The sequence below is a fragment of the Enterococcus sp. 125944 genome (genome assembly GCF_051909435.1).
GTDB classification, from domain to species: domain Bacteria; phylum Bacillota; class Bacilli; order Lactobacillales; family Enterococcaceae; genus Enterococcus_D; species Enterococcus_D gallinarum.
The window spans coordinates 147,738-166,762 of the sequence record NZ_JBQASY010000002.1 but is presented as its reverse complement, the minus strand read 5'-3'; the positions used below and the strand labels follow the sequence as shown (position 1 = coordinate 166,762).

Here is a 19,025-nt window from a genome sequence, read left to right as displayed (position 1 = left end):
ACTTTTAAAAGTTTTTAGGCAGAAAAAAGAGCTGCGACAAGACGATTGTCGCGGCTCTTTTTTTCGTACAACCAATTAAAAGCAATTTTTTTAGACAAGCTGAAACTGCTTGGAATGGCCTATTTTGATCATCCTTTCTTTTCTCGTCCCTCAATTTTTTTAAAGTCTTTTAAGTAATGCACAAAACAGCAAGCAGCATTCATCCCAGATTCATTGCACCTCTGTTGATCAACATAGGAGAAATGTATCATTTCTTTACACACCACGTGCCATTTATGATGATTATCCCTACTATCGTCAGTAAACTAGTTGCAACGAATAAAATATTCCCCATTAATGACCAGTGATCACTAATAAGTAATGAAAGCAGGATGAAAGCACCCAGAACCAACATACCGATGCCATTCGCTACATACAAACGATCTAAATCATACTGTGCCTTTTTTTCTTCAGAAGCCATATTGTATCCAGCAATCAATTGCCATCCATGTCTGCTTAAAAATAGGATACCTGTAATAAAAAACAAACCCACGACTAACCATCCTGTTGTATTTCCCATCACACATTCATCCTCTCTACACGTCTGCCTAACGTTTAGATCCATTCACCAATCGGTTTCTTGCGCTTTATACAGTGAGTATACCACATGAAAATCATTATTTGGATTATCATTATATTTTCACAAGATAAAAAAACCAACGAAAACGACTTTCGTTGGTTTTTGATCTCATTTATTCCGCACCGATTTCTTCCCGTACGACAGCTGCGATTTTATCGACATAGTAATCTACTTTTTCTGTTGTTGGTGCCTCAGCCATCACGCGCAATAGTGGCTCTGTTCCAGAAGGACGTACTAAGATTCTACCTTCCCCATTCATTTCTGCTTCTGTTTCTTCGACGATTTTTCGGATTGCCGGTACATCCATCGCGCCATTTTTATCTGTCACACGAATATTAACTAATTTTTGCGGATAGATCGTAACTTCCCCTGCCAGCTCAGAAAGTTTTTTCCCAGTCTGCTTCATGATATTCAATAACTGGATACCAGACAGCATTCCATCCCCTGTCGTATTGAAGTCTAAGAAGATCATGTGTCCGGACTGTTCCCCGCCAAAGTTGTAGTCATTTTTGCGCATTTCTTCTACAACGTAGCGATCACCCACTTGAGTAATCACATCTTTCAAACCAATGGCTTCAACAGCTTTATGAAAACCTAAATTGCTCATCACAGTTGTAACGATGGTATCTTGTTTCAAACGTTTTTGTTCAGCTAAGTATTTTGCACAAATGTACATGATCTTATCGCCGTCAACAATATTACCTTGTTCATCAATAGCGATCACCCGATCACCGTCTCCATCAAAGGCTAGTCCAACATCGGCCCCTTTTTCGACAACGAACTCTGCTAATTTCTCAGGATGAGTGGAACCAACACCATCATTGATGTTCAAACCATTTGGCGAAGTTCCCATGGTATAAAAATCAGTTTCTAAGTCTGCAAACAACCGATTGACACTTGTAGCAGTCGCCCCATTGGCTGCATCTACACAGACGGTGATGCCCTCTAGATCACCCGGGATCGTTTGACGGAGAAATTGGGAATACTTCAAAAGACCTTCTGGAAATTCATCAACGGTTCCTAAACCTTCAGCTGACGGCCGTGGTAACGTATCTTCTGCAGCATCTAATAAAGCTTCGATCTCCGCTTCTTGTTCGTCCACCAATTTGAAGCCATCATTACCGAAGAATTTAATTCCGTTGTCTTGTGCTGGATTATGTGATGCTGAGATCATTACTCCAGCACTAGCTTTTTGGACCCGTGTCAGATAAGCCACACCCGGCGTTGAGATGACGCCTAGTTGAAACACTTCGATTCCCACAGATAGCAAACCAGCGATCAGTGCATTTTCTAATAACTGACCAGAGATTCGTGTGTCTCGCCCAACTAAGACGCGAGGTCGACGATCGTCTGTTTCGTGTTGACTCAATACATATCCGCCATAGCGGCCAAGTTTAAATGCTAATTCTGGTGTAAGTTCCTTATTTGCTTCTCCACGAACACCATCTGTACCAAAATATTTTCCCATAATGTATTACCCTCTCTTATTCTTTACTCTCATCTGAAGTTGTAACAGTTGTTTCGCTTTCTGAATCACGGTTTTCTTCACTAGATGATTCACTAGTTTCATCTGATCGAGATTCGGCAGATGACTCGTTGCCAGTTTGACCATTCGTTTCCGTTGATTGGAAAACAGGTGTCACTTGGATCGTCACTACTTTAGGATCAATCGTCACACCATCTGGCACTGGCACTTCAACAGTTCGCTCAACAGTTGAGGTGATTCTTGAAATATCGATTGGTACGCCAATTTGATCTAATGTATCTAAAATAGTCTGGCTACCAGAAATCGTTCCGCTGATTGCACTCATTCTATAGATAAAATGGGAGATGCCGTTAGGAACTGTTCCTTGCTGGGTGACGAATAATTCCACTTGTTTTGTCGGGGCTTCTAATGTTACCGTTACGTTAACTGTTTCGGGATCTGGCAAAATTGCTAATGCATTTTTAGCGGTATCCCACGCTTGTATCGTTCCTTTGACTGTTGAAGAGGACGTTCCGATCTCATTAGGATCAATGACAGCCACCACACGATCGATATCATTTAAGGTGCGATCACCCGTTGTGATCGCTACTTTCTGAGGATCTGCCTCTAGAGAAGCGATAGAATACCCTTCTTTTAAATCTGCGCCCGATATGACTGGTTCAACAGTAAATGTTTTTGTTACTTTCTTTTCAATAGTCACTGTGATGGTCTTCGGCTCGATTTCAGCTGTTACACCCGAACTCAAATTCTGAACTTCTAAAGGAACTTCATGCGTTCCTTCCCCTAATTCAGAAAGATCCGCCATCACGCGAAAGTTTCGTGTCTCATCATTTTTTTCTGCATTCAACTGGATACGATTTCGACTTTTCAAGGTGACATTCACGGTGGTTTCATACCCTTGGATAAAATAGCTATCTGTATCATATGTCGTTTGGATGGGAACATTGCTAAGATGTTCTTCATAACCACTAGTAGAGCCGGATAGATTGACTTGCAGTGTGGAACCACTAGCAATAAAAAACAACACCAAACTAAAGAACAGCGCTAGTATACCATAAAAAATATTTCGTTGGCGTTCTTTCTTAATCATTTTCTTCCCCCTTTGTTCACACCGTCAAGGAAAGATTGCAGTAGATTACGTTTTGCTGTTTTTTCTTCAGGCACAAGCTCTCGATTCAAAATATCCAAGTATTGTTCTCGAGATAACCCAGATAACAATTGGTTGTTCATAGTGATACTGACATCCCCAGTTTCTTCAGACACAACGATCGTCAAAGCATCACTGACTTCTGACACCCCCACTGCCGCCCGATGCCTAGTCCCGAATTCTTTAGGAATCAACAAGCTTTCTGAAAGGGGCAGATACGCACTCGAAACCGCAATTTTGCCGTCTCGTATAATGACTGCTCCGTCGTGCAAAGGTGTGTTGGGAATAAAAATATTGATCAATAGTTCTCCGGTAATATCGGCATCCAAGGCAATCCCAGTTTCGACATACTCTTCCAAACCGGTAGTTCGCTCAATTGTAATCAAGGCACCTATTTTGCGTTTCGCCATATACTGGATCGCTTTATCTAAAGATTGGACCATCACTTCGTCTTCGTGCTTTTCAGACTTAGAGGTCTTGAATAGCGAACTCCGACCTAAATGTTCCAAACCTCGCCGAATCTCCGGTTGAAAAATGACAATAGCAGCGATCACCCCATAGGTGATTACTTGATCCATCAGCCATGAGAGAGTTCTCAAACCAATCAAACCCGCTAAAAAACGTAAGACGATAAACAGCCCGACCCCTTTGAATAGCTGGATCGCCTTGGTCCCTCTGACTAACTGAATCAATTTGTAGACCACATACCAGACAACTAAAACATCCAAAACATTGATTAAAAACGAAATAGAAAATATATTAAACGAGAAAACTTCTCTCCAATAATCAAAATTAAAAAAATCACTGAAATTCATCGACATAAACAGCCTTCCTTTATTCTTAAGACTTCAAATAATAGTATAACATAGGACTTCTTTTAACACGTTGAAAAAAAGCAAATTTATCTCATTTTTCCAAAAAAAATCTCACTTTTTTCTGGACTCTCGATTATTGGATAACACGGTTGATCTTTACGTAATGGAGCTTAAAAAAAACAGCTCTGCCAGATACTGGCTAGAGCTGTGACACTTGTCTATTCTGATTTTTTTCTCCGCTGCGCTCTGGCAGCTCTTCTTGCCGCGCGAGCTGCTTCGACTTCAGGATCAGAGACTGATCTACGCTGTTTAGTTCTAACAGATTCTCCTTGTTTTTCCACCGATTGAGGTTCTGCTTCAGACAATGTCTCTTTTTCTAATTTTGCTCGAATCTTTTCTTCTTGCCCAGCAAGACGCGCATAATTATAGAAACGGTTTTTGGCATCCAAGACTGTTTTTGTGAATAATGCACTTGCAGCACTTGGGTTAGCTGCATCTAAGGCTGAAAAACGAACCTGTGTTTTCATAAACGTTGGCATCAACGAAAAATCAGGTTTTTTATAGTCTAGTGTCATTGCTGGCTTACCTTTTTCAGTCATTAATGGGTTGTAACGGTATAGAGACCAATAACCGGAAGCTACTGCTTCTTTTGCTTCTTTGATGGATTGTCTCATGCCACCTGCTAATCCATGGGTGATGCATGGTGTATAAGCAATGATCAGAGATGGTCCAGGGAATTTCTCCGCTTCTTCGAAAGCTTTGATCGTCTGCATTTGATTGGCTCCGGAAGCAATTTGCGCCACGTATACATGACCATATGTCATAGCCATCATCCCTAAATCTTTTTTCGACACATATTTCCCACTAGCTGCAAACTTAGCAATCGCTGAAGTTGGGGTTGCTTTAGAGACTTGCCCGCCAGTATTTGAATAGACTTCATTATCTAAAACCAGAATATTTACATCCGCGCCTGAGGCCAAGACATGATCGATTCCGCCAAATCCGATATCGTAAGCCCAACCATCGCCACCAATCATCCATTGACTTGGCTTAACAAACAAGTCGCTGTCGTCAAGAATCGCTTGCAAACTTGGCTGTTGATGAATTTCTTGCTGTAAAGCAGCCTGTAATTTTGCCGCCCTCTGTTGGCTTCCTGCACTTTCTTCCCGATGATCGATCCAGTCTTGCATAATCCCTTGTAGATCTATCGGAACAGTGACTAAGGCTGCCTGCATTTTTGCTGCTAAGGCTTCTCTTCGTGTTTGATTTGCTAGAAACATCCCATAACCAAATTCGGCATTGTCTTCAAATAGTGAATTGGACCATGCCGGTCCCTGCCCTTGGTCGTTGGTCGTATAAGGAGACACCGGAGCAGCGCCGCCCCAAATCGATGAGCAGCCGGTGGCATTTGCGATCATCATGCGGTCCCCGAACATTTGAGTCAACAGTTTGACATACGGAGTTTCGCCACATCCTGCACAGGCTCCTGAAAATTCTAGAAGCGGTTTATTGAATTGGGTGCCCATTACGGTACCCGGTTTTGCCGGATTCTCTTTCTGACGTAGTGTCATAGCAAAGGCCCAATTCATTGCTTGCTCTTTTTGGCTTTCATAAGAGCGCATGACCAAAGCTTTGTCCTTTGCGGGACACGCTTCAACACAAAGCCCGCAGCCAGTACAATCTTCGATTGAAACTTGGATTCGATACTTCTGACCATCTTTTCCTCGCATTTCTCGAACAATAAACCCTTCTGGTGCCTCTGTCAGTTCATCTTCATCCACTAAGAAAGGTCGAATCGCTGCATGCGGACAAACAAATGCACATTCATTGCACATCGTACAACGGTCGGATAACCATTCTGGCACTTCTAAAGCAATCCCTCGTTTTTCCACTGCAGTGGTCCCTAGAGGCATCGCTCCTTCCGTCATTTGATTCCGAACGAGCGTCCCCACTGATAATTGATTGCCTTCCTGTCGATTGATTGGCTCAACGATCTCCCGAACATAACGGGATGTTGCAGTTGATTTCCGTTCAGGCACATCAATGAAGGCCCATTCAGCTGGCACTTGAATCTCGCAAAGCAATTCAAGGGTCCGATCAATCGCTAAATAGTTTTTTTCGACAATTTCCATGGACTTATGTCCGTAATTCTTTAATACCTCCGCTTTTAAAATCGGCAGAACCTCGTCGAAAGGCATAATATCAGACAAATAGAAAAAGGCAGTTTCCATTGCCGTGTTGATGCGTCTGCCGAGCCCAGTCTCCATCGCTAATTGCATGGCATTGATGGTATAAAAACGGATGTCATTTTCTGCAATGTAACGCTTGATGTGTTTAGGAAGACTAGTTGCAATTTGTTGCTCATTCCAGGTGGTATTTAGTAGGAAGGTACCGCCTTTTTTTAGCCCCTTCAGCAAATCATATGTATGCAGATACGCTGGGGTATGGCATGCGACAAAGTCAGCATGCTCGATCAAATAAGTCGAGCGGATCGGTGTGTCTCCGAAACGCAAATGGGAGACTGTTAATCCTCCTGATTTTTTGGAATCATAATAAAAATAACCTTGAACATACTTATCTGTGTGATCGCCAATAATTTTGATCGCTGATTTATTGGCACCCACGGTTCCATCGGAGCCAAATCCCCAAAATTTCGCCTGAAATGTATTGGGATTGGTCAAGTCCAAAGTAGCTTCCGTGTTCAACGAGAGATGGGTAACATCATCCATGATCCCAATCGTAAACCGTCTTTTTTGCTCACTTTTTGGTTTCGTCAGTTCTTCGTATACAGCAACGATTTGATCTGGCGTTACATCTTTTGAACCCAATCCATAGCGACCACCAATGACAGCTGGCCGGATCGCTGCATCATAAAGGGCACTTTGGACATCTAAAAGCAGAGACTCGCCGTTTGCTCCCGGCTCCTTGCTACGGTCTAAAACGGCAATTGCTTTGACCGTTGATGGAAGTTTTTCCAAAAAGACTTCTAATGGAAATGGTCGATACAAATGAATTGTCAAGACCCCGACTTTTCTTCCTTGTTTGAGCAAATGATCCACCGTCTGTTGTACAGTCTGAGCCGAAGAACCCATTGTTACAATTACTTCTTCCGCATCAGCACAGCCATAATAATCGACCAAATCATAGTTGGTTCCGCGCAAATCATTAATGGCTTTCATGTATTTGCGAATTGTTGCCGGTAACGCATCGTAATGGGCATTGACCGTTTCTCGCTGTTGAAAATGAATATCGGGGTTTTGATTCGTTCCGCTAACCGTTGGATGGTTTGGATTCATTGCCTTTTCGCGAAAAGCTGCTAATTTTTCTTGATCAATCAATTGAGCCAATTCACTGTATTCAAGTACATCAATCTTCTGGATTTCATGGCTGGTTCGAAAACCATCAAAGAAATTCAGAAAGGGAATCCCACTTTCAATCGCCGCTAAATGAGCCACAGGTGCAAGATCCATAACTTCTTGAACACTGCTTTCCGCCAACATCGCAAAGCCTGTTTGGCGAGCCGCCATCACGTCTGTATGGTCACCAAAAATATTCAATGCATTCGTAGTGACTGCTCGGCTGGCAACGTGAAATACGCCAGGCAAACGTTCTCCCGCGATTTTGTACATATTTGGAATCATCAACAGCAATCCTTGCGAAGCTGTATAAGTCGTCGTTAAAGCCCCAGTCTTTAATGAACCATGTACTACACCAGCTGCTCCGGCTTCTGACTGCATTTCAACCACTTTCACTGGTTGTCCAAAAATATTTTTCTTTCCGCTGGCGGACCATTGATCTACCAATTCCGCCATTGTTGAACTAGGGGTAATAGGATAGATTGCGGCTAATTCTGTAAAAGCATAAGAAATGTAGGCTGCCGCTGTATTTCCGTCCATTGTTTTTTTCTTGCGCATCTCTCTAACTTCCTTTATCTTCCATTTTGAGCATTCTCACACAATCCATTATAGCTGAAAAATCTACTTGAATAAATACTGCAAATCAAAATAGCAGCGATTTAGTGAAAGAGCAAACGATACAGTTTCTATCTAATCTAAGATTTTTTCACAAATTTCATTTGGTTGTTTCTCCTTTTCTTTCTAGTTGAAATTCTGTTAAACTTAAAAAAAAGGAGGATGAAACATGGATATTTCAATTATCAAAGCTAAAGAAACAAATACGACTACTGGAATCAAGATTGGTGATGAAAATGCTAAGCCAATCATTGAATTCATGAATCTTCGTTGTCCTTATTGCCGCAAATGGTTTGAAGAGTCATTGCCGATCCTAACCGAAGCTGTTGCTGCGGGAAAAGTTCAACGAGTAATCAAATTATTCGATAAAGAAAAAGAGTCTCTTCAACGGGGAAATGTGATGCATCGGTTTGTAGCAACGGATAATCCTGCTCAAACGATCGCAGATATTACTAAAATCTATCAAACACAAGATCAATGGGGACATTTAACTTTAGAGGAGGTTGCAGAATTTGCGCAAAACCAGCTAGGATTAACCGAACATAACCATTCCACGTATGCTGGTGAAATCGTGGAAGAAGCCCGAAAAGCAAATATTCAATTTGTGCCGACCGTTATCGTAGGCAGTCACATTTTCGATGAATCAATCTCAGCGGATGAGTTGACACAATTGATCAATGAATAAAACCTGTGCCACAGTTCTAACAGCAACCCACTCTTGAAGGATAATCGACTCGCACGTGCGGTCCAACGAAGCCAAAACTACTTGATACTTAGCCGTTTTAGCTTCATTCTATCCCTTCAACTGTTGTCTTGTTATGACCTGTGGCACAGGTTAGTTTAACTGACTTTATCTCGCAAACGATCCGCAAATTCATTGATTTTACGGATTCGATGGTTGATGCCTGATTTGGAGATCGCTCCAGAAGGAATCATCTCTCCCAACTCCTTCAAGCTGACTTCAGGATGTTCCAATCGCAATTCGGCAATTTCCTGCAGCTTCTCTGGAAGAGCTCCCAGCCCCACCCGTTGTTGAATAAATTCAATATTGTCAATCTGTTTGGAAGCTGCATCGATGGTCTTGTTCATATTTGCTGTTTCACAATTCACCAAACGATTGACTGAATTGCGCATGTCGCGGACAATCCGAACATCTTCAAACTTGAGCATCGAATTGGTCGCGCCGATCAATGTGAGAAAATCGGCAATTTTTTCTGCGCCCTTTAAATAAGAAATAAAGCCATTTCGTCGTTCAAGGGCTCGCGCATTCAATCCATAATAGTTCAACATATCGCAGATATCTTGATTGTGCTCTTCATAGATCGAATAGATTTCCAAATGATAGCGGCTGGTCTCTGGATTGTTGACTGAACCTGATGCCATAAATGCCCCCCGTAAATAGGAACGCATTTTTTGGGCATTCCCCATAATTTCATCCGATACATGACTATGAAACATCAATCCATCCATAATATCTAAATCTAGCAATACACGTTTGGTCTCTTGTTTTAAGCGAACGATGTAAACATTGTTCTTTTTCAACTTCATTTTTCTACGAACCAACAGCTCACTTCGGACATTGTAGTGATCTTTCAATAAGGAATAAATCCGCCGAGCAATGGCAGCATTTTCTGTTTGCACATTGAGAACGAACTGCTGGTTATTAATACTTAACGATCCATTCATTCGTATCAAAGCAGCTAATTCTGCTTTTGCATGTTCCCGATGTACTTCTAGTGATGTCAGTTCCTTTTTGACTTCTGCTGCAAAGGACATAGCGTCGCCTCCTTTCTAGATTTTGGCACCGTAGACGATCCGCAGTAATTCATCGATCACTTTATCACCGTCATGAAAGACACCGCCATCACGTAACTCTAAGAAATCCGCTGAAACCACGCGACAACTTTCATTCCGCAGTCCTTGGAAGTCATGTTTCACTTGGACAAGGTATTCATCGTAGATTTCTGGATCCATATAGCCTTCTGGGACCTTCTCTGTATTGACTAACACGGTATCAATAAAAGACTTCCCTAAATGTTGATGCAAAACTCGAACATGATCTGCATCAGTAAAGTGTTCTGTTTCCCCTTTTTGCGTCATGATATTGCAGATGTAAACAGTCTCCGCTGCCGTTTCTAGCAACGCCTGTCCGATCTCACTGATCATCAAATTCGGCAAGATACTCGTAAACAAGCTACCCGGTCCTAATACGATCATATCAGCTTCTAATATCGACGTCACAACTTTACGTGCAGCTTTGGGTTCATTTTCGTCATCTTGATTCCGCACAAACACGTGATCAATGGTTTTACGATCCAAGGCAATTTTGGATTCTCCCACTGCTTCTGTCCCGTCTTTAAAAACAGCGTGCAAAATCAAAGGTTGGTCAGAAGAGGGATAGACATGGCCATCAATGTGCATGATTTTTGAAAGTATCTGGATCGCTTCATAGGTACTGTTGCGCATTTCCGCAATGGCGGCAATGATCAAATTACCTAAGGCATGGTTTGCAAGAAATTTGTCTTCTTTCTTGAACCGATACTGAAAAATATCATTATAGAGTTGCGGCATATCTGACAAAGCAGCCAGCACATTGCGCAAATCACCTGGAGGCGAAATAGACGAAACTAGGTTGCGGATCTCACCACTGCTGCCACCATCATCTGCGACCGTCACAATTGCTGTGATATCAACACCTTGATTCCGCAAACTTTTTAAAATGACCGGCAGGCCAGTTCCGCCCCCAATGACAACGATCTTAGGTTTACGGATTCGATAGGTTTTCATTTTCATGATCGATTCACCGTCTCTTTGCGCTTATCTTTGTCACGATGGGTCACATTGACTTTGTAATTTTTTGCTAAAGCAGCGCTGATCCGTTCAGATAAAGCGACCGAACGATGTTGTCCGCCCGTACAACCAATTGCGACCGTCAAACTGCTTTTTCCTTCTTTGATATACCCAGGCATTATAGTTTCAAGCAATGTCTCAAATTGCTGATAAAACTCTTCAGTTTCTGGAAAAGACATGACATAGTCATATACGGTTTTATCTTTTCCCGTTAGCGGACGCAATTCGGGTATATAATGTGGGTTTGGTAAGAATCGCACGTCCATCACGATATCCGCATCGATAGGCAATCCGTATTTGAAGCCAAAGGAAACAACTTCCACCCGAAATCCATGTTCATGGGAAGAACGAAATTCTTGATTGATCTTTTCTCGCAGCTGTCTTGGTGTTAAAGTTGTCGTGTCGATCACGATATTCGCTTTTGTCTTCAAGTCTTCCAAGATCGCACGCTCTTTACGGATCCCTTCCGTTATTAAGCCGTCCATCGCAAGGGGATGGGCTCTGCGTGTCTCTTTATAACGAGAAACCAACTCATTGTCTGTAGCATCTAAGAACAATATTTTTGTATCGATGAATCGAGTATTCTCGATATCGATCAGCATGCTTTGGATTTCTTCAAAAAAGGAACGCGAACGCAAATCAACGACCAATGCAATTTTGGTCACTTTCCCTGACTCTTTGATCAATTCCCAGAATTTAGGAATTAAACTCGGCGGCATGTTGTCAATACAAAAATAGCCCATGTCCTCAAAACTTTGAATAGCAACGGTTTTTCCTGCTCCACTCATACCAGTGATGATCACTAGTTCTAAATTATCTACTTCTGTCATCGTAAAACTCCTTCCTCACTCATTAACAGTATATCATGCCGGGCGTATCATTTAAACACTACCGCACAAAAAAAGCATCAACATGAGAGTTGACTCCCATGTCAATGCCTCGCTCAATTTCGATAAGTTAACGCTTTTTCAATTGTTCGATCGACTAAAATCGATTGCGCATCGACTACCGGATAAGGATTATTTTCCGTGAATTCTTCCATCAATGAAAGTTCGGTACAGCCTAGGACAGCTTTCTCACAACCAATTTTATGCGTTACTTCTTCTAAGATCTCAAAATAAAGATCTTGGTCTAATGTATCAGATTCTTTGATCCGATCATAAATCAATGTATTTACTTTTTGTTGTAATTGCGGCTCAGGCAAGTAGACATCAAAGCCACAAGCACGTAACTCGGCTTCATAAATCCCAGCCTTGATACTACCTTCTGTTCCTAAAAAGGCCACTTTCCCGGTAACACCTTCTTTTTGCAAAGATTTAGCAGCTTCCCGCGGCATGTGAAGTAGAGGAATCGGTGTGGCTTCTTGCAACTGATCAAAGAAATAATGCGCAGTATTACATGTCAGTACAATAAAATTTGGCTGTAATAAGTTCTGTTTAGCGATGTCATCAAGCAAATAAGGAACAGGATCTTCTAAATCGTTGTTCAAGATATACGCAGTGCGATCTGGCACTGTCGCATGATTGAATAACACATAGTTCAAATAATCTTGGTCTTTATGAGCAACGGTTCGACGGTTCAAGATTCGTACAAAACTTTCAGTCGCCATCGTTCCCATTCCACCTAAGATACTAAAGAAGTTTTCCATAGACTAGCCTTCTTTCGAATGGAAATGCAGTTTAAATCGTTTGTTGTAAAGATAGAACATTCTTTTTAGTAGAATCCAACGTTTGATGGAGAGATCTTTGTCATAAAAAACGGTAGTCCCCCAGCGATTTTCGGCTAGCAGCTTTTTAGCCCGTTCTTTTTCTTCATTTTCATTGGCATAATCCAAAAAGATGTTTTTCGGTACACCCAACCAAAGCTTCGCTGTTGGAGCATCTGCTTTCCCATAAACAGTTTCTTGGAAAGGCACATCAAATACTAAGTCTTCTGTCAGAAATTTAGCAAGATTCAATCCACTTAATGTGATGAAAAAGCTACTTCTCCCCTGACGAAGATTGATTTCAAATAATTTGTATTGCCCATCTCGGCTATCATATTTCAAATCAAAATTGGCAAAGCCAACATATTGAATTTGTTTTAAGAACGTCGAAATCATTTGATAGATTTGTTGGTTTTCATCCGGCAGAATAACCACGTAATTGCCGACTGCTCCAGGAGTTGGATCTTCTAAAAGTGGATGACCCAATGCCATCACTCGTACATTATGGTCTTTGTCAACATAGGCATTCAGCACACGCATATTGCTGTCATCCCCTGGAATAAAATCTTGCACGATCATCTCGTAATTATAGCCAGCTTGATAAATCCGCTCAACAATTTTATCGAACTCGGCACGATCTTCAATAATAAAGGCTTTCTTCCGTCCTTCGAAATCAACAGATAACCAGGCGACACTATTTGCCGGTTTCAATGCCACGGGAAACTCAAATGGCAGTTCTTGAGTAAAGCGGCCATCCTCTAATAGATCTGGTGTCAAAATAAAAGTTTTTGGATAAGGTAAGCCAAACTCTTCACACACTTCATAGAAACTCACTTTATTGATCAATCGTTTCAACAAAGAATAATCATTCGCAATAAATGTGTAATATGACGCTAAATCTGCTTTATGTTTCGCTAACAATTCAGCATAACCATCCCCGCAAGGAATCAACAAATAAGTCATAGAGGGATCGTTATAAGTGGTTTTTGCCAAATCAATCAATGTATCTAAAAAACCAGGATCATGATCAAATCCTGCTACTTGATTGACCTTGACGATTTTGCTATAGCGGGTGGGGGCAAGCTGTGTCCCAGCATAAGCAATTGACTGGATGCCATATGCTTCGTGAAAGGCTCTTGCCATACCATAGACATTCATATCGCTTCCTAACAAAATAGGAACGAATTTTTCCGGATTCATAAAACCACTCTCTCTTTTGCATATATAAATTTAGATTTTTACCTATTTACTTTGTTACAACAGACCTATAATACCATAAAGAAAAAAGCAATCAAAGTATGTACCTCTGATTGCCTTCCTCTTCTTTGAACGGATAGAACTTATAGGTCGTTTATTCTGTTACGAATAGACATTTACCTATTGCTATTTTAACAAATAAACGGTGCATTACAAGAGTTATTTGAGAATTTGCAGAATTATTACAGTAAATATTAAATTTTGCTAAAATCCCCTTTATCTCCGCCTTTATCCTACCTCTCTCATAAGACTTTCTTGAGGTATTTTCCGGTATAGCTTTCAGGAACTGCTGCTATCTCTTCAGGTGTACCAGTTGCAAGGATCGTTCCTCCGCCCTCGCCGCCTTCTGGACCTAAATCAATCACATGATCTGCTGATTTGATCACATCAAGATTATGCTCGATCACTAGAACTGTATTCCCTGCATCAACAAAACGCTCCAAGACTTTCAATAAACGAGCAATATCATCCGTATGCAAACCAGTTGTAGGTTCATCTAATATATAGAAGCTTTTTCCGTGAGAATTTTTGTGGAGTTCACTGGCAAGTTTCATTCGCTGTGCTTCCCCACCTGATAAAGTGGTTGCCGGTTGCCCCATCGTGACATACCCTAAACCTACATCAACGATCGTTTGTAATTTTCGATGGATCTTAGGAATATGTTTGAAGAATTCGACAGCATCTTCGACCGTCATCTCAAGGATCTCTGCTATATTCTTCCCTTTGTAATGCACTTCGAGGGTTTCTGAATTGTATCGTTTGCCGTGGCAAACCTCACAAGGAACATAGACATCCGGCAAGAAATGCATCTCGATCTTGATGATCCCATCTCCTTTACATGCCTCACAGCGACCGCCGCGGACATTAAAGCTGAAGCGACCTTTTTTATAACCGCGGACTTTGGCTTCATTGGTTTTTGCAAACAAATCACGAATGTCGTCAAAAACACTTGTATAAGTTGCCGGATTACTTCGAGGGGTTCGCCCGATGGGACTTTGGTCAATGTCGATTAGCTTTTCGATTGCTTCATATCCGGTTAGTTTCTTATATTTTCCCGGTTTGTTCGAATTGCGGTTGATTTTTTGTGCTAAAGCTTTTTTCAAAATTTCATTCACTAATGTTGATTTTCCCGAACCAGATACCCCAGTCACAGCAATAAACTTTCCAAGAGGGAAATCAACGCTGACATTTTTCAAGTTGTTCTCAGCTGCTCCAGTCAAGCGAATGGACTGTCCATTTCCTGCTCGACGTTCTGCCGGCGTTGGAATCTCCCGTTTTCCTGAAAGATATTGTCCAGTCAGCGAATGTTCATTAGCCGCAACTTCCTCTGGGGTCCCTGCTGCAACGATCTCGCCGCCAGCATGTCCAGCTCCCGGACCCACATCAATCAAATAATCGGCAGAACGCATGGTGTCTTCATCATGTTCGACCACAATCAATGTATTGCCAAGATCTCTCATTTTACGCAATGAATCCAATAAGCGGTCATTGTCTCTCTGATGAAGACCGATCGAAGGTTCATCCAAGATATAAAGCACACCAGAAAGATTGGAACCAATTTGTGTCGCTAAGCGAATACGTTGAGCTTCGCCCCCGGACAAAGTGCCAGAAGCCCGACTTAAAGTCAAATAATCCAATCCCACATTGCGCAAAAAGCTTAACCGGTCATCCACTTCTTTGACGATCGGTTTTGCGATCATCTTTTCTTGTTCAGAGAGCGTTAATTTTTCGACAAATGATAAGGCGTTGTTAATTGCCATCTCACTAAGTTCACCAATATGCTTGCCATTCACTTTGACGGATAATGCTTGCGGGTTTAGCCGGTAGCCATGACAGGTTTTACAGGTCAATTCTGTCATGTACAGACGCATTTGTTCCCGGGTGAAATCACTATTGGTTTCATGATAGCGACGTTTGATATTAGGAAGAATTCCTTCAAAGGGTACTTCAACGTCCCGTACACCGCCAAAATCATTTTCATAATGAAAATGGAACATTTCGCCATTGGAACCATTCAAAATAATTGCTTGGTGTTCTTCTGGCAATTCTTCAAAAGGCGTGTCCATGTCAATATTGAATTCCAAGCAAGCTTGTTCCAGCATTTGTGGATAATATTGTGAACTGATGGGATTCCAAGGAACGATCGCACCTTCACGCAACGTTTTGCTAGTATCAGGAATCACTAGATCAGTATCAACTTCTAATTTTACCCCTAATCCATCACAATCCGGACAAGCCCCAAAAGGTGCATTGAAAGAAAACAAACGTGGTTCTAACTCGCCTACTGTGAATCCGCAATAAGGACAAGAATAGTGTTCACTAAACAACATTTCTTCTTGACCAATCACATCTACTACAGCGTAGCCATCTGCCAAACGTAATGCGGCTTCAAAAGAATCAAACAATCGCGAACGAATGCCCTCTTTGACAACGATCCGGTCAATCACGATGGCGATGTCGTGTTTTTTATTTTTTTCCAGTTCAGGCGCTTCAGAAACATCATAGATTTCACCGTCTACTCGAATCCTCACATACCCTTCTCGTTGAATCATTTCAAAAACTTTTTTGTGCTGGCCTTTCTTTTGATAAACGATCGGTGCCAACAACTGGATCTTTGTCCGATCTGGCAATGCCAGTACTTCGTCGACCATTTGTTCCACTGATTGACTAGTGATCTCAATATGATCATTCGGGCAGATCGGGTGTCCAATACGGGCGTACAGCAAACGCAGATAGTCATTGATCTCGGTCACCGTACCGACCGTTGAGCGAGGATTCTTACTCGTCGTTTTCTGATCAATGGAGATCGCTGGACTCAGTCCATCGATACTATCCACATCTGGCTTATCCATTTGTCCTAGAAATTGTCGTGCATATGCAGACAAGCTTTCCACATACCGCCGCTGTCCTTCTGCATAAAGGGTATCAAACGCCAAAGAGCTCTTTCCTGAACCAGACAAACCGGTCACAACAACCAGTTTATCTCTAGGAATCGTCACATCAATGTTCTTTAAATTGTGTGCGCGAGCGCCATGGATTACGATTTTATCATTTGCCATTCTCTTGTCTCCTTTTACTCAGCTGCTTTCAATTCCAAGATCGTGTCTCGTAAAGTAGCTGCAGTTTCAAAGTCTAATGCTTTTGCGGCATCTTTCATTTCTTTTTCCAGTTTCAATAAGAGAGTTGCTTTCTCTTCACGAGTCATGTCTTCATACGAAGTGGTTGTATAATCGCCTGACTCTTCCGCAACTTTCGTAATAGCGATCAAATCGCGAATTTCCTTAATGATCGTTTTTGGTTCGATGCCATGCTCTTTATTATACGCCTCTTGGATACTGCGGCGGCGACTTGTTTCATCAATCGCTCGCTGCATAGAGTCAGTCATTTTATCCGCATACATGATCACTTTACCATCAGAATTCCGAGCAGCTCGACCAATTGTTTGGACCAAAGAACGCTCACTACGCAAGAATCCTTCTTTATCTGCATCTAAGATCGCTACGAGAGAAACTTCAGGAACGTCGATCCCTTCTCGAAGCAGATTGATCCCGACTAATACATCAAATTCACCAAGTCGCAAATCGCGAATGATCTCTGTCCGCTCAAGTGTCTTGACGTCGCTATGAAGATATTTGACTTTGATTCCTAACTCTTTAAAATAATCGGTCAGATCCTCTGCCATTTTTTTCGTCAATGTGGTAACAAAGACCCGTTGATCTTTTTCTACCCGCTCATTGATTTCTCCTACAAGATCATCAATTTGCCCCATGATTGGGCGAACCTCTACTACTGGATCCAATAACCCTGTTGGACGAATGATCTGTTGGATAACGGTATCCGTTTGTTCATGCTCGTAAGGTCCCGGCGTTGCTGAGACATAAACGATCTGATTCACATGTTCTTCAAATTCTTCTAAACGTAACGGCCGGTTATCTAACGCAGACGGTAAACGAAAGCCATAATCCACCAGCATTTGTTTGCGGGCACGGTCGCCGTTGTACATCCCACGAATCTGGGGCATCGTTACGTGAGACTCGTCAATCACGATCAGGAAATCGTCAGGAAAGAAGTCCAGCAACGTGTAAGGTGGTTCGCCTTCTTTGCGCCCATCCATGTGTCGTGAATAGTTTTCGATCCCGGATGTGTAGCCCATTTCCCGCAACATTTCGATATCATAATTGGTGCGTTGCTCTAAACGTTGTGCTTCCAATAATTTGTTCTCACTTCGAAGAACAGCTAATCGATCTTCGAGTTCTTTTTGTATCGAAGCGATAGCATGTTCCATATGGTCTTCGTTGGTCACAAAGTGAGTAGCTGGGAAAATAGAAACGTGTTCTGTTTCCCCTAAAATCTCCCCAGTCAACGCATCCACTTCTCGAATTCGATCGATCTCATCGCCAAAAAACTCGATGCGTAATGCCCGCTCGTCCCGCGATGCCGGAAAAATTTCTACCACATCTCCTCGAACACGAAAGCGTCCCCGTTGGAAATCGATATCATTGCGTTCAAATTGTATGTCGATCATTTCTTTCAGTAGTTGATCCCGCGGTTTTTCCATTCCTACTCGTAAAGAAACCACTTGCTTAGCATATTCGATTGGTGAACCCAAACCAAAAATACAAGAGACTGATGCAACCACGATCACATCGTTGCGTTCCAGTAATGAACTGGTCGCCGAATGCCGCAGCTTGTCGATCTCATCATTGATACTTGAATCTTTCTCAATGTAAGTATCACTGGAAGGTACATATGCTTCTGGTTGATAATAGTCATAATAGCTGACAAAATATTCTACTGCATTATTAGGAAAGAATTCCTTGAACTCACCGTATAATTGACCCGCCAATGTTTTGTTGTGTGCGATAATCAGTGTTGGCTTATTGACCTCTTTGATCAAGTTTGAAACAGTATAGGTTTTCCCTGTTCCAGTTGCCCCCAACAAAATCTGCGCCTTCTTGCCCCCAACGACGCCATCGACCAATTGATGGATGGCTTCTGGCTGATCTCCTGCCGGCTGATATTTTGAGATTAATTCAAATTCATGGGAAGTCGTTCTTTCGATCATCTTCATTCCCCCTGTATTTATATTTGCGAAGCGTCCGTGAAACAAAAAGAAAGCTGACGCTTTTCCATAGAATAGTATACCATAGCGAACATACTTTCGCCATCTTTTGT

13 protein-coding genes are annotated in these 19,025 nt (G+C 42.0%); 1 reads left to right on the top strand and 12 read right to left on the bottom strand.

The window, feature by feature from the left end; genetic code table 11:
- Window positions 1–247 precede the first annotated feature (247 nt).
- The 5 genes from ACTFWY_RS03370 to nifJ all read right to left on the bottom strand — a co-directional run bounded on the left by ACTFWY_RS03370 (window position 248) and on the right by nifJ (window position 7,981).
- On the bottom strand, window positions 248–559 hold the full coding sequence (locus ACTFWY_RS03370; protein ID WP_311810615.1) for a DUF3784 domain-containing protein: 312 nt from the start codon (window positions 557–559) through the stop codon (window positions 248–250).
- Window positions 560–731: 172 nt separating this feature from the next.
- Window positions 732–2,087, bottom strand: coding sequence for a phosphoglucosamine mutase (gene glmM, locus ACTFWY_RS03365; protein WP_003126423.1), 1,356 nt, complete (start codon window positions 2,085–2,087; stop codon window positions 732–734).
- 16 nt (window positions 2,088–2,103) lie between these two features.
- On the bottom strand, window positions 2,104–3,195 hold the full coding sequence (locus ACTFWY_RS03360; RefSeq protein WP_311810614.1) for a CdaR family protein: 1,092 nt from the start codon (window positions 3,193–3,195) through the stop codon (window positions 2,104–2,106).
- Complete coding sequence (gene cdaA, locus ACTFWY_RS03355; RefSeq protein WP_005471347.1) at window positions 3,192–4,073, bottom strand: diadenylate cyclase CdaA; 882 nt, start codon at window positions 4,071–4,073, stop codon at window positions 3,192–3,194. Before cdaA ends, ACTFWY_RS03360 begins: the two co-directional genes overlap by 4 nt.
- Window positions 4,074–4,285: 212 nt before the next feature.
- Window positions 4,286–7,981, bottom strand: a complete 3,696-nt coding sequence (gene nifJ, locus ACTFWY_RS03350; RefSeq protein WP_208773982.1) for a pyruvate:ferredoxin (flavodoxin) oxidoreductase — start codon at window positions 7,979–7,981, stop codon at window positions 4,286–4,288.
- A gap of 226 nt (window positions 7,982–8,207) precedes the next feature.
- Between nifJ and ACTFWY_RS03345 the strand changes: the two genes are divergently transcribed.
- Window positions 8,208–8,723, top strand: a complete 516-nt coding sequence (locus ACTFWY_RS03345; protein ID WP_003126419.1) for a DsbA family protein — start codon at window positions 8,208–8,210, stop codon at window positions 8,721–8,723.
- A 155-nt stretch (window positions 8,724–8,878) separates the two neighbouring features.
- Here the strand turns inward: ACTFWY_RS03345 and whiA are convergent, their stop codons facing one another.
- The 7 genes from whiA to uvrB all read right to left on the bottom strand — a co-directional run bounded on the left by whiA (window position 8,879) and on the right by uvrB (window position 18,915).
- A complete protein-coding gene (gene whiA, locus ACTFWY_RS03340; RefSeq protein ID WP_003126418.1) occupies window positions 8,879–9,814 on the bottom strand; it encodes a DNA-binding protein WhiA in 936 nt (311 codons plus the stop codon).
- Between the two features lie 15 nt (window positions 9,815–9,829).
- Window positions 9,830–10,831, bottom strand: coding sequence for a gluconeogenesis factor YvcK family protein (locus ACTFWY_RS03335; RefSeq protein ID WP_005471344.1), 1,002 nt, complete (start codon window positions 10,829–10,831; stop codon window positions 9,830–9,832).
- Window positions 10,828–11,718, bottom strand: a complete 891-nt coding sequence (rapZ, locus tag ACTFWY_RS03330) for an RNase adapter RapZ (protein ID WP_311810613.1) — start codon at window positions 11,716–11,718, stop codon at window positions 10,828–10,830. The genes ACTFWY_RS03335 and rapZ overlap by 4 nt, the downstream gene beginning before the upstream one ends.
- A gap of 113 nt (window positions 11,719–11,831) precedes the next feature.
- Window positions 11,832–12,536, bottom strand: coding sequence for an amino acid racemase (locus ACTFWY_RS03325; RefSeq protein ID WP_021149805.1), 705 nt, complete (start codon window positions 12,534–12,536; stop codon window positions 11,832–11,834).
- 3 nt (window positions 12,537–12,539) lie between these two features.
- Window positions 12,540–13,793, bottom strand: a complete 1,254-nt coding sequence (locus tag ACTFWY_RS03320; protein WP_060813336.1) for a carboxylate--amine ligase — start codon at window positions 13,791–13,793, stop codon at window positions 12,540–12,542.
- A gap of 299 nt (window positions 13,794–14,092) precedes the next feature.
- Window positions 14,093–16,909, bottom strand: a complete 2,817-nt coding sequence (uvrA, locus tag ACTFWY_RS03315; RefSeq protein ID WP_003126412.1) for an excinuclease ABC subunit UvrA — start codon at window positions 16,907–16,909, stop codon at window positions 14,093–14,095.
- Window positions 16,910–16,923: 14 nt separating this feature from the next.
- Complete coding sequence (gene uvrB, locus ACTFWY_RS03310) at window positions 16,924–18,915, bottom strand: excinuclease ABC subunit UvrB (protein WP_005471338.1); 1,992 nt, start codon at window positions 18,913–18,915, stop codon at window positions 16,924–16,926.
- Window positions 18,916–19,025: the final 110 nt, after the last annotated feature.

What these genes read in the sequence shown, in the direction of transcription:
- rapZ (WP_311810613.1), bottom strand. Translation starts at nt 11,718, where the DNA reads ATGACAGAAGTAGATAATTTAGAACTAGTGATCATCACTGGTATGAGT.
- cdaA (WP_005471347.1), bottom strand. Translation starts at nt 4,073, where the DNA reads ATGTCGATGAATTTCAGTGATTTTTTTAATTTTGATTATTGGAGAGAA.
- whiA (WP_003126418.1), bottom strand. Translation starts at nt 9,814, where the DNA reads ATGTCCTTTGCAGCAGAAGTCAAAAAGGAACTGACATCACTAGAAGTA.
- ACTFWY_RS03320 (WP_060813336.1), bottom strand. Translation starts at nt 13,793, where the DNA reads ATGAATCCGGAAAAATTCGTTCCTATTTTGTTAGGAAGCGATATGAAT.
- ACTFWY_RS03345 (WP_003126419.1), top strand. Translation starts at nt 8,208, where the DNA reads ATGGATATTTCAATTATCAAAGCTAAAGAAACAAATACGACTACTGGA.
- ACTFWY_RS03335 (WP_005471344.1), bottom strand. Translation starts at nt 10,831, where the DNA reads ATGAAAATGAAAACCTATCGAATCCGTAAACCTAAGATCGTTGTCATT.
- ACTFWY_RS03360 (WP_311810614.1), bottom strand. Translation starts at nt 3,195, where the DNA reads ATGATTAAGAAAGAACGCCAACGAAATATTTTTTATGGTATACTAGCG.
- nifJ (WP_208773982.1), bottom strand. Translation starts at nt 7,981, where the DNA reads ATGCGCAAGAAAAAAACAATGGACGGAAATACAGCGGCAGCCTACATT.
- uvrB (WP_005471338.1), bottom strand. Translation starts at nt 18,915, where the DNA reads ATGATCGAAAGAACGACTTCCCATGAATTTGAATTAATCTCAAAATAT.
- ACTFWY_RS03370 (WP_311810615.1), bottom strand. Translation starts at nt 559, where the DNA reads ATGGGAAATACAACAGGATGGTTAGTCGTGGGTTTGTTTTTTATTACA.
- uvrA (WP_003126412.1), bottom strand. Translation starts at nt 16,909, where the DNA reads ATGGCAAATGATAAAATCGTAATCCATGGCGCTCGCGCACACAATTTA.
- ACTFWY_RS03325 (WP_021149805.1), bottom strand. Translation starts at nt 12,536, where the DNA reads ATGGAAAACTTCTTTAGTATCTTAGGTGGAATGGGAACGATGGCGACT.
- glmM (WP_003126423.1), bottom strand. Translation starts at nt 2,087, where the DNA reads ATGGGAAAATATTTTGGTACAGATGGTGTTCGTGGAGAAGCAAATAAG.